Source organism: Shinella sp. (assembly GCF_052438155.1).
In the GTDB taxonomy this organism is placed as follows: domain Bacteria; phylum Pseudomonadota; class Alphaproteobacteria; order Rhizobiales; family Rhizobiaceae; genus Shinella.
On sequence record NZ_JBQVPI010000061.1, the window covers coordinates 1 to 12,098 of the forward strand.

At 59.2% G+C, this 12,098-nt stretch carries 5 protein-coding genes and 2 pseudogenes; 2 read left to right on the top strand and 5 right to left on the bottom strand.

Translation table 11 applies throughout. The annotated features are described in order from the left end of the window. From ACT6VE_RS33610 to ACT6VE_RS33630, 5 genes and pseudogenes are all read right to left on the bottom strand, one after another. Positions 1-2,471, bottom strand: a 2,471-nt coding sequence (locus ACT6VE_RS33610) for a cadherin domain-containing protein (RefSeq protein ID WP_444802518.1), incomplete at its 3' end; no start/stop codon positions are given. A 92-nt stretch (positions 2,472-2,563) separates the two neighbouring features. Next, positions 2,564-6,475, bottom strand: a complete 3,912-nt coding sequence (locus tag ACT6VE_RS33615) for a hypothetical protein (protein ID WP_444802519.1) — start codon at positions 6,473-6,475, stop codon at positions 2,564-2,566. 348 nt (positions 6,476-6,823) lie between these two features. Then, positions 6,824-8,434, bottom strand: a complete 1,611-nt coding sequence (locus tag ACT6VE_RS33620) for a winged helix-turn-helix domain-containing protein (RefSeq protein WP_444802520.1) — start codon at positions 8,432-8,434, stop codon at positions 6,824-6,826. Between the two features lie 430 nt (positions 8,435-8,864). After that, on the bottom strand, positions 8,865-9,494 hold the full coding sequence (locus tag ACT6VE_RS33625; RefSeq protein WP_444802521.1) for a M35 family metallo-endopeptidase: 630 nt from the start codon (positions 9,492-9,494) through the stop codon (positions 8,865-8,867). A 509-nt stretch (positions 9,495-10,003) separates the two neighbouring features. Next, a pseudogene (locus tag ACT6VE_RS33630) lies at positions 10,004-10,375 on the bottom strand (integrase core domain-containing protein); the annotation flags it as partial. Between ACT6VE_RS33630 and ACT6VE_RS33635 the strand changes: the two are divergent. Continuing rightward, positions 10,370-11,020: pseudogene (locus ACT6VE_RS33635) on the top strand (tyrosine-type recombinase/integrase); the annotation flags it as partial. The pseudogenes ACT6VE_RS33630 and ACT6VE_RS33635 overlap by 6 nt on opposite strands. Before the next feature lie 145 nt (positions 11,021-11,165). After that, positions 11,166-12,098: lytic transglycosylase domain-containing protein (locus ACT6VE_RS33640; RefSeq protein WP_444802522.1), on the top strand; the 933-nt coding region annotated here is incomplete at its 3' end.

The window sequence follows — 12,098 nt, forward strand, 5'->3', positions numbered from 1 at the left end:
GTCACGGCCAGTGCCTGGGTATCGCTGAGACCGGTTGCGTCCGTTACCTTGACTTTTACGTCGTAGACGTTGTTCTTGCCAACGTCCGTCGGAGTTTCGAAGTCCGGCGCCGACTTGAACGTCACAACGCCGGTCTTCGCATCGATCTGGAACAGTGCCTTATCGGCTCCGCCGGAAATCGACCAGGTGAGTGCAGTCTTTTCGGGATCCATCCCCCTGACTGTCGTCACCGCCTTTGCGTTTTCAGCAGCGTTGACCACGGCCTGACGACCACCGCCGTTCGAGCTGATCACGGGCGCATCGTTGACATTGGTGATCCTCACGGCCAGCGCCTGGGTATCACTGAGGCCGCCAGCATCCGTAGCTTTGATGGTCACGTCGTAGACGTTGTTCTCGCCAACGTCCGTCGGAGTTTCGAAGTCCGGCGCCGATTTGAACGACACAACACCGGTCTTCGCATCGATCTGGAACAGGGCCTTATCGGCACCGCCGGAGATCGACCAGGTCACCGCCGTCTTATCCGGATCGGTTGCCCTGGCCGTCGTGACCGCTTTTCCGTTTTCGGCGATGGTGATCGCAGCTTTAGCGCCGCCGCCGTTCGAAGTGATGACGGGCGTTTCGTTGACATTGGTCACGGTCACGGCCAGTGCCTGGGTATCGCTGAGACCGGTTGCGTCCGTTGCCTTGATCGTCACGTCATAGACGTTGTTGTTGCCGCTATCCTTCGCGGTCTCGAAGTCTTGTGCCGACTTGAATGTTAAGGCGCCCGTCACGGCATTGATCTGGAACAGTGCCTTGTCGGCGCCACCGGAGATCGACCAGGTGAGTGCCGTCTTTTCGGGATCGGCTCCCTTGGCCGTCGTCACCGCCTTTCCGTTTTCAGCGACGTTGATCGAGGCCTTGCTGCCGCCACCGTTCGAGCTGATCACGGGGGCATCGTTGACATTGGTTACCACCACGGCCAACCACTCCGTGTCGCTGAGACCAGCCGCGTCGGTCGCCTTGACCATCACGTCGTATATGTTGTCCTTGTCACTGTCTTTCGGCACCTCGAAGTCGGGTGCCGACTTGAAAGATACAACACCGGTTTTCGCATCGATCTGGAACAGGGCCTTGTCGGCACCGCCGGAGATCGACCAGGTGATGGCTGTCTTTTCGGGATCGGCAGCCTTGACCGTCGTGACCGCTTTACCGTTTTCGGCCATGACCGCTACGATAGTACCAGTGCCTTTCGAGCTGATCACCGGCGCATCGTTGACGTTCGTCACCTTCACGGCGATTGCCTGCGTGTCGCTCAGCCCGCCGGCATCCGTAACCTTGATTGTAACGTCATAGACGTTGTTTTTGCCATTGTCTTTGGCGGCCTCGAAGTCCGGCGCCGACTTGAATGACAAGGCACCCGTCGTGGCATCGATCTGGAACAACGCCTTGTCAGCGCCGCCGGAAATCGACCAGGTGGTGGTCGAATTGTCCTGATCTGTCGCTGCTGCAGTCAGCACCGCCGTCTTGTTTTCGGCGACGTTGACCGAGGCCGAATTGCCGCCGCCGTTCGAGTTGATGACAGGCGCTTCGTTCGCATCGGTCACCACAATGTAGAAATACTGATAGTCTCTAAAACCAAACCCGTCCTCGACCATCGCGCCTAATCGGTAGACATTTTGCTTCAGGAAATCGGAAGGATTCTCAAAATCCGGAGCATTCTTGAATGAAATGGCTCCGGTCGTCGCGTTCAGCTCGAAAAGGGACGTATCCTCGTAACCATCGATGAGAGTGATGGTCACCGGCCTGCTGTGCCGCTCGGTGATAGTCGATACCGTTTTGATGTTCTCGGCAATTTCCAATTCTGCTTCGCGAGCGCCACCATTCGAAGTGATCACTGGAGGGCGAAAGACAGTGCCGTCGGCAAACTTGATCTCGTCTATCGTGGCGTTGGGATTGTCGTAGGATGTGACTGTAATCTGGTCCTGCGTGTGGATATTCGTCAGGATAAGGTCGCGATTGACCGACCACGATATCGCGATGTCGGTAACGGCGACGGTGGCATCGAAAACGATTGAGTCGAATGAATTACTAAAGTCCAGGTTGTCGATGACATCTTTGCCCCAACCGGCGGAAAACAGATAGGTGTCGACTCCATCCCCCCCGTATAGCGTGTCGTCGCCTGCCATACCGTTGATGATGTCGTCCGCAGCCGTGCCGATCAGGTTGTCGTTGCCTGCTGTTCCATTTATCGTCGCCATTGCCGCCTCCGCCGCATTCAGTGATTGCATTTTTCTATCGATGGCAGTCCTGAACTTCAGGTCGGCCCCAGTGGAGATGCTGTCGTGCTCGGAGAAGGCGAACTCGGCTTCGTGGAGGGACAGTTTGACTCGCCGCTTTTGGCCTCGATTGTGCTTCGGCGTGGCGTTGCCCCCACCATCGGCGCCGAAGGCTGACCCCAGCACACCGAAGAAACCAAAATTTATCAGCATGTTAATCTGCCCAGGCCGAGCCATTCCTCCGTGCCGAAGGGGCAGACTTCAATGCTTGATCACATCCCGCCAGAATTAACCTGGCATCACCCTCAAAGCAGAAAGTCTCCTGCTTTGAGGTCCACATTGCCGGCGATATGGATGGCAAAATCGTTCTTCTTGTCACCATCGAGATCACCGTAAACGTAAGTGTCGCTGCCGCTTTTCACGACGCGCACTTCGCCGGCCTTGCCATGGTAGCCTTCAGTACTAATAAAGCTGAACTCCTGATTGCCTGACACCTTGGTGTTGGCATCGATCCCGGAAAGGTTGATCCGGTCGGAACCTGAGGTGAAATCGAAGATCGTGTCGCGGCCCGAAGTCCCAACCGTCGAGTCCGTGATCGCCTTGAACACGAACGTGTCCTTGCTGGCGCCGCCGTACAGATCATCGGCACCCTTGTCGCCATAAAGCGTATCAGCACCGCCTTCGCCCCTGAGTGTGTCGTTACCCGAACCACCGGTCAGAACGTTGGCACCGGTATTGCCGGTCAGGTTGTCGGCATAGTTTGTCCCTGTCAGGTTTTCGATCGACACATAGGTATCGCCCTTAGCGTCTGCGGTGTTGATCGAAGGCTTGGTCAGGCTCGCCGTCACCGCCGTGGTTGCGCCGGCATAGGAGGCCGTGTCGGTGCCCGATCCGCCATCCAGACGGTCGCCACCGGCACCACCAAACAGCAGGTCGTTGCCCGACCCACCGGCCAGGAGATTGGTGCCGGCATTGCCGGTCAGGCTGTCGGCATAGCTGGTGCCGATCAGGTTCTCGATCGACACATAGGTATCGCCCTTGGCGTCTGCGGTGTTGATCGAAGGCGTGATGAGGCTCGCCCTCACCCCTTTGGATGCACCGGCATAGGAGGCTGTGTCGGTTCCAGATCCGCCATCCAGACGGTCGCCACCGGCACCACCAAACAGCAGGTCATTGCCCAAACCGCCAGCCAGGACGTTGACGCCGGTATTGCCGGTCAGGTTGTCGGCATAGCTGGTGCCGATCAGGTTCTCGATCGAGATGTAGATGTCGCCCTTGGCGTCGTTGGTGTTGAGCGAAGGCGTGATGAGGCTCGCCCTCACCCCTTTGGATGCACCGGCATAGGAGGCCGTGTCGGTTCCAGATCCGCCATCCAGACGGTCGCCGCCGGCACCACCAAACAGGGTGTCGTTGCCCGATCCACCGGCCAGGACGTTGATGCCGGCATTGCCGGTCAGGCTGTCGGCATAGCTGCTCCCGGTCAGGTTTTCGATCGAGATGTAGATGTCGCCCTTGGCGTCGTTGGTGTTGATCGAAGGCGTGATGAGGCTCGCCCTCACCCCTGTGGACGCGCCGGCATAGGAGGCCGTGTCGATTCCAGTTCCGCCTTCGAGCCTATCGGCGCCGACACCGCCGTTCAGTGTGTCATCGCCTGCCTCGCCCCTGAGCGTATCGTTGCCCAAGCCGCCGATCAGGAGGTTGGCGCCACTATTGCCGGCCAGGAGGTCGGCATAGCTGCTTCCGGTCAGGTTTTCGATCGAGATGTAGACGTCGCCCTTGGCGTCGTTGGTATTGATCGATGGGCTGGTCAGGCTCGCCGTCACCCCTTTGGATGCGCCGGCATAGGAGGCCGTGTTGTTTCCCGTCCCGCCATCGAGCCGGTCGCCGCCGCCGCCGCCATTCAATATGTCGTTGCCCGCCCCGGCCGTGATGATTTCGACACCCGCCGTGCCCTTTAGACTATCGGCCATCGAGGTGCCGGTAATCGTGTCGACGACGTCGAGCAGGTCGAAGGTCGGCGTATTGCCAAGCGAGGTGTTCTTGTGGCCACCCGTGTTGCTGCCGCCATCGACCACGGCGAATTCAATCGAGGCGTAGTTGGAGCCAAAGCCATCCTTGTCGCCGGTGAACGTCAGGGTATTGAGCTTGTCGACAGCGATCGTCTGCCCGGCGACGACAATCTTGCCGTCGAGCTTCAAATCGCCGTTGCCATTGATCTTCTTGATGATGACCTTGGTGAAGGCCTGAGCGGGAAAATCTTTCGGATCCGAAAAGCCGAACGTTGCTGCCGAGAAGGCATAGGCAGTGTCTTCATTCACCGTCAACCGCGCGTCCGTGCCCGTTGGGGCGTCGTCGAGAGAGACGACGTCGATCCGTATGCGGCTCAAATCCCCGGGGTCGTTGCCGATGTTGGCGCCACCATTGCTGGTGTCTCCGTCATCGACGACGAGGTAGGCCATGTAAAGCCCGTATTGTCCGTAGTCATCGGCGGCAGCCGTGTACACCAGCTTGTTGATATCGGCTACGGCAATGAACTGACCTTCCTCAACGTCCACCCCATTTAGTTTGAGGTCACCCCAAAGGGGTGAGACCTTTATCCCGGTGAAGGTGTCCGGGTCGAAAGGATCACCGGGATCGGAAAATGCAAAATCCGAGACCTTGAACGTGTACGACGTGTCTTCCTGGATTTCTAACGTCTTGTCCTGGCTCCAGGGCGAGTTGTGGACGAAATTGACCGTGAGGCCGATCGTGTTCGGCGAGGCGTCCGTATCCTTGCTGCCGTTGGGCGTGCCGCCATTGTCCTGCAGCTTGAAGGTGAAGGCGTCTGTGCCGGCAGCGACGGAAGCGGCAGTGGGCGTCCAGATCAGCTTGCCGATATCGGCCGCCGCAATGGATTGGCCCGCCAGGACCTTGACGCCGTCAAGCGTCAGGCTGCCGGTGGCCGTCAGCGTAACGATGATGACGGCCTTCAAGCTGCCGCCATCGCTGTCGACAAAGCCGAAATCAGCGGCGCTGAAAGTCTTCGGGCTTTCTTCTCGCAGCGTGAAGGTATTATTTGTGCCCGCCGGCGTGTCATTGAAAAGCTGGTTGATGGTAATGGTGTTGGGGGTGGCGTCCGTGTTTTTGCCACCGCTAAGGGTGCCGCCATTGTCAACGATCTGGAAGGTAAAGTGGCCGAGCTCCCGGGTGCCCGAGGTGCCGCTCGTCGCCGGTGTGTAAACCACCTGGTGTATGAAATTGGCGTTGATCACCATGCCGACGCCAACGTTTTGCCCGTTGAAGGTCAGCGTTCCATTGTCCGGAAGCGTGGTGAAGATGATCGCCGACGCACTGTGGTTATTGGCATCCGTAAAGCCGAAATCGGCCGCCGAGAACGTGTGGGTCTGCGTGTTGCTGCTGAGCGTAAGGGTCTTGTCAATGCCGGTCGGTGCATCGTTGATGACATTGAACACGCGCTGGTAGATGTCGGAACCGCTGTCCCATGAAACGACAAAACCGCCGCCGGCCAGAGCCGCCACCGATGGATCAGACAGCCATCCATCCGTGGGGTTGATCTGGAGCTGACCGCCGTTCTTGCTGCCATCGGCGTTGTACACCTGCGCGAAGATGTCATGAATATTGCTACCTCCGAAATCGGCCCAGGTTACGACGAAACCGCCGCCGGCAAGCTGGGTGACGTCGGGCGAGCCGAAACTTTCCGCCGTACCGACCTGGATGTCAGGGCCCTTGGGCTGGCCATCGGCGCCAAATATGCGCGCAAAACTATTGCCGATGGCACCCTGGGTCAGAACCGTCCATGTGACGACGAAGCCGCCGCCGTCGAGAGCCGTCACGGACTGGCCCGACTGATTGCCGAGCGTGACGCTGCTGACCTGCTGTTGGGCGCCGACCTTGGCGCCGTTCGCCCCGAATGCCTGCGAATACAGGCCGTAACTGCTCCCGTCGCCGGCGAGCCAGGTGACGACCCACCCGCCGTTCTTAAGCCCGGTAACGACGCTCTGGACCTGGTCATTGGCCGGCGAGGCGCTGACTTGGGATTCGGCGCCGTTGGGGGCGCCAGTTGCCGTGTAACGCTGCTGGCGGACCTCGCTGGTGAGGGCCCGTACCGTCCACGTGACCACATGTCCGCCATCTGACAGGGCCGCGATCGAGGTGTTCGTGCCGGAGGTTACAACTGTGCCGTTGTTTTTTACGGCGACCTGGAGAGTCTGGGTCATCAACAGGTCGCTGGCCAAGGTTACAACGCCGCCGTCCGTCGTGCCGTTTTCATTGTAGGCTTGGTAGTAATAATCGAGGAGATTACTCCCGTCATTAGAGCACCAGACGTTAATCCATCCGCCCGCTGGTCTGGCAATGACGTTCGGATTTGTTTCAGTTGCTGCGCTGGTAGCAACGGCGACTGCGGTGGATTGTGGTGAAATAGTCATAGTGCCCCCTGAAAATACTGAGAGTTTTGCGAAAAACTATGGGACGCGAACATCAATGCTGGATCGACGGTGACAGAAGGTCGGCCGTCGTGCGTACCAACAAATTGTTTGCTCAGTATTTGAGACGGGATTATTTTCTCAGGGCGAACCAGCAGCCCCGCTGCCGCGCAGGATAAAGTCCGGAATGGCTTGCCTGCCGTGCAATCGCGATACATGCGCAATCATGCTGCGCATCACGTTGGCGCGGCCATTCTCCGTGATGATATGGCGCGCGGAGGTAAAATACAGATATTCGAGCGCCTTGGCGGCACCCGCAGCACCAAGTTCCTGCAGCGCCTGCTCCTCTTCGGGTGGCAATGCTTTATCCGGCGACGCGGTTGTCCACCCGAGCATCAAGTTGATTTCGCGAAGACTGCTAGCGCTAAAGTTGCCAATATCCGTGGCCTGCGCCGCCGAAGCGCCGCTATGCCCTCCGGCCACCAAAGCAAGGCATTTCAAGACCCGCATATGCCAGTGAAATTCCGAGCCGGAGGGCGCCATTGCGATGCCTTGGTCGAAGAGCTTGACCGCTTCGTCGTAACGTCCACGTGCATATTTCAGTTGACCAAGGATTGGCAGGGCGGCTGTAAAATCCTGCGTTGGAGCAAAGGCGCGCCCGGCAATTTCCTCGGCGAGGTCAAGGTGGCCGCGGTTGATGAAATAGAGAAGCTTGGCCGCTGCCAGCATCAGCAGAGGATTGCTCTCGATGTCGGGCAGGCATTCCAGTACCGTGCTTTCGATTTCGGTTTCGATGCCATCCCGCTCTTGCAGGCTCATTCCCGTGAAGGGCTCGGTCAGGACGAGCCGCGAAAACAGATGCAAGCACCATTGCAGCGCTGCATCGGCATCGTGCGGGTTCTGCGCGCGGTTTCTTCCAAGCTGGCTGCCATTGGCCAGCCAGCTTGGATTGTCGGCGGAAAGTCGTCTTGAAGCGCTTTGCAGCCGGTCCTCAAGCGCTTCGTCCTCAGGTATGCCGAGGCCGCTGGAGGCCTCTTTCAGCGATTGATTGAGAGCATCGACAACGCCATCGCGAACCTGGGACGCTTCGCTTGCAAATGACGTATCGTCCTGGATATCGAGTTGCAGCCGGAATGTCCTCAGAATGCGCTTCGACGGCATATTGCGCAAAGCGGCCGCACAACTCAGGCGTCCGTGGGCCGCGTGGAAGCTCACCTGCAGGGAATATCGCGCCCTGTCATGGGCGGCACTCAACTCCTTCCCCGCATTGATAACCACCTTGCGCTCGGGACCAATGCCGTCAGAAATCGCGTCCCGAAGCCGATCCATCAACAACGAAGCCTGCCCGCGAAACGGATGTTCTTCGAGATCGGACGTCGAGCCAATGACCAGGAAAGTGTCGGGCGGCATGGTCGGCGCTGGCGTGGCAATCCAGAGATAGCCCTCACCATACTGCGTTGCGATGAAGGTCGGCGACTTGGCATTGTCGCCGAGCTTAGACCGCAGCCGATTGACCAGAAAGTCGATATTGCGGTCGGATGGATCGGAGGTCCCGGTGGCAATCTCGTCCAGCAGACGGCTGCGGGTCATAAGGCGGCGCGGATTGCTCATCAAGACCAGCAGCAGGGCCCGCTCACTCCGGGTGAACTGAACTGTGCGCCCCTTGCGATGCGCGAACATGCACGCCGCATCAATTCTGAGGTCTCCAAAGTCGAGCCCCTGTGTCTTGCCCCCGTATCCAACCGAATCCATTGCCAATTTCACTATCTGACGATTGAACCGCCCCGGATTTGCCGGAGGCCTTGTGTTTCAAGATATCCAGCCATGCCTAGTTCGTCCAGCATAGCGCAATACCGTTCGTCAACTTCGGCTGGAGGTATGTTTCGGATCGGCTCTGACCTTGCCCCCAAGTTTTATCCAGTTTTGAATTCGCTCCGGCGGTTTTTGATTGCTGTATTTGGGGCGGTAGCGGGAAGTTGCGGTGCGGAGCCATTTCGGCAGAGGGAGCGTGTTTCGGGCGATCGGCCGATGGTAAACGATATCGCGCGGGACGCATTGCCCCGCAGTCTATCAATGCGATTATCGAACGGCGCGCAGCTAAGGCAAGGTTAGGGCTTGGTGGCGGGCTTTACTCCGCCGTTGACAAATTCCAGTGCGAGACTGCAGCGCCTATGACGGATTGCTATGGCGCCGCAGGAACTATCGGTGCCGGTGCGAGTGCCGAATAGACCATCTCGCAATAGAATCCATAGTTTTCGGCGCATTTGGCGGCGGTGTTGGGATCGCTCCGCGCAAGCAGGCGCGACTCCGCATCCCCATAGACCGGGTCGTCGACGTCACCCGACACCAGATGGGACAGTTCATGGCAGACCGTATTGAACTGGGCTGACTTGAGCGTCAGGTCGATGCTGTTCTTGGCCTTGTAGAACGCGTCGCCGACCGTCATGGTGTAGGCATCCTGCCGCGCATGCGAGCTGTCGGCCACCTGCTTCGGCGTCTGATCTTTCCAGCTGCCGTAGGGGGGCCTCGTCGCCGCGCACTCGTCCGCGCCACCGGTGGACGTGCGCACAAAGGTAATGCCGCCCGACTGCAGTGCAAAGTCCATCGCGGAAAGCGTGCCGATAACCTTCGCCCATCGTGTCTTGTCATAAGCTCCGAAGTATATGCTGTAGGCTCGCGTCGAGATGTCCTTGGTGTTCGCCTTCGCATCCTTGACGATCTGAGGCAAGTATTTCATCGCCAAAAGAACTGCGCTCTCCCAAGCCACACGCTCCTTGACGTTGGCAAAATTCTTGTAGGCATGATTTGGCATCGCCCGTCCCCCCGGTAGAAATCGCGTAAAACTTCAAATGGAATATTCCCCATCAGATAACACATCACTCCATCCACCGTCTACGGGGCGCGATCTAGATGCCGTAGTCGACCAGCGCTTTGGAGAATGCAGCAAGAATGGCGGCCGCTCCTCGATTGATGTTGGGTCTCATAGGCCGCTTCGATTATATAGACTCTTTCGACTTCCCACGGCGCGGAGAAACTGAAACTTTGGTGCAAACCGAGGCCTGCGATGCGATCAGGAATCTCATTGCTTGACGATTTTGATGGGGAAGGTTTGTCGCGGTTGGCGCGGCAGACAAACGACCCAGCCCAGACGATGTCTGTTGGCGCTCGCGTTGGTCTACGATAGAGACTCGCGTTCCGATGCCGCAGGGTTGGGCAACTGACCTAAGACCCATCTTCCCTCCAGTTTTCAGGAGAGTCTTGGTTTTTTTTGCGCTGAGCCCCAACCTCGGACCGTCGGGAGTTGGAGTTTTCCGGCTCTTATCACGATGGCGGGCTGGTATCGCCACCGGGATTATGCAGCAGGATCGGAGCCTTGTAACCGATCGCCGAGTGAGGACGGCCCTCGTTGTCGTATCGACGCCAAGTCTTCAACTTTTCGCGTGAATCCGCAAGGGTCAGGAACCAATGAGCGTTCAGGCATTCCGCGCGGAGCTTACTATTGAACGCCTCGATGAAGCCGTTGTCCGTTGGCTTTCCGGGCTCCAGCGTGACGTTGTTGGCATAGGCCCAAAGGTCGAGATCCCGTGAGATGAACTCGCTGCCGTTGTCGACCCTGATCGTCTTCGGATACCCAGTCTTCCTGCAAATGCATTCCAGCGCCTGGACGACATCCTCACCGCGATAGGTGAAGCGATCCTGCCGGAAGACCTGATCGCCATGCTGGAAACACTCGATCGCGGTTCGCTGCGCGGCCTGCGCGACCGGGCGATGCTCCTCATCGGCTTTGCCGGCGGCCTGCGCCGCTCGGAGATCACGGGGTTGGACCTCGGCCGCGACCAGACAGAAGACGGGCGCGGTTGGATCGAAATCTTCGACAAGGGCGCGCTGCTAGCTCTGCGCGGCAAGACTGGCTGGCGCGAGGTGGAGATCGGCCGCGGCTCGTCCGATACCACCTGCCCCGTCGCTGCGCTCGAGGCTTGGATCAAATTCGCCAAGCTCGCCAAAGGTCCCCTCTTCCGCCGCGTGACCGGGAAGAGCAAAGATGTCGGGCCGGATCGGCTGAATGATCAGGAGGTCGCGCGCCTCGTCAAGAAGACAGCACTCGCCGCCGGCGTGCGCGGCGATCTTTCCGAGGCAGAGCGCGGGCAAAAATTCGCCGGGCACTCGCTGCGCGCTGGCCTGGCCTCCTCGGCCGAGGTCGACGAACGGTATGTCCAAAAGCAGCTCGGTCACAGCAGCGCCGAGATGACCCGCCGCTACCAGCGCCGCCGCAACCGCTTCAGGATCAATCTGCCCAAGGCCGCAGGCCTGTGGACGCCTTCCCGTCTGGGGTCTTAAGTGGAGATCTATTGGGATCAGAACTCCCACGGCAAGCTGAGGTCGCGTCCTGTCGTCTCGAAATCTTTGAGATTACGAGTGGCAACCTGCCGGCGCAATAAGTAGGCATCTCCCTCTCGTTTCGCATCGGTGGTATGAGGGAGCGATGTGGCACGCGCGACGGAGACGGGACAGGGGAAGATTTGCCTTGCTGGCTGCAGGGGGGCTGGTGGCCAGCATGCCGACGGATGCCGCGATCGCCCAGATTGAATGGCGCGTGCCGCCTTGTACTTACTCAATAGCCACCAGCACCGGAACGTTCTGCGTCCGCGAGGCCAGCTTCAATCGCGACATATGCAGGGCGCTGGCCCGTTTCGCCGGCGAGAACGATCTACCGCCAGATTTCTTTGCGCGACTGATCTGGACTGAAAGCCGGTTCCGCCCTGATGCGGTCAGCCCGAAGGGCGCGGAAGGAATAGCGCAATTCATTCCCTCCACCGCAAGACTGCGCGGCCTATCGAACAGCTTCGACGCTTTGGAGGCATTGAAGAAATCGGCCGAGTATCTCGATGACCTGCGAGATCGCTTCGGCAACCTCGGCCTGGCCGCCGCCGCCTACAATGCCGGCGAAGGCGGACTGCGGACGTTCCTGAAAACCGGAAGCCTGCCGCAGGAGACCCGCAACTACGTCCTTGATATCACGGCTCATGCGGCCGAGGACTGGCGCGACAACCCGCCCACATCCGTCGATCTGCGCCTCGACGGGCAGAAGTCCTTTGAGGACGCCTGCATCGCGCTTGCCGACACGCGGCGCCTCAAGACGCTGGAATTTGAAGCGGAAGGCGCCTGGGCGCCGTGGGGCGCGCAACTGGCGGGACATTTCCAGAAGCCGGTGGCAGTCAGACTGTTCCTGTCGGCCGTTCGATCCCTGCCCGCGCCGCTGAACAAGGAAAAGCCGCTGATTCAGAAGGAACGCAACCGTGCCTTCGGGACAAGGCTACGATACACGGCCCGAATCGGCCGCCCGACCCGGCAGGAGGCCGAGGCCGTTTGCCTTGAAGTCCGCAAGAGCGGCGGCGCCTGCATCGTCTTCAGGAAC

Bases quoted from the DNA above. Each gene is read 5' to 3' on its own strand.
- ACT6VE_RS33615 (WP_444802519.1), bottom strand. From the start codon at position 6,475: ATGACCCAGACTCTCCAGGTCGCCGTAAAAAACAACGGCACAGTTGTA.
- ACT6VE_RS33620 (WP_444802520.1), bottom strand. From the start codon at position 8,434: ATGGATTCGGTTGGATACGGGGGCAAGACACAGGGGCTCGACTTTGGA.
- ACT6VE_RS33625 (WP_444802521.1), bottom strand. From the start codon at position 9,494: ATGCCAAATCATGCCTACAAGAATTTTGCCAACGTCAAGGAGCGTGTG.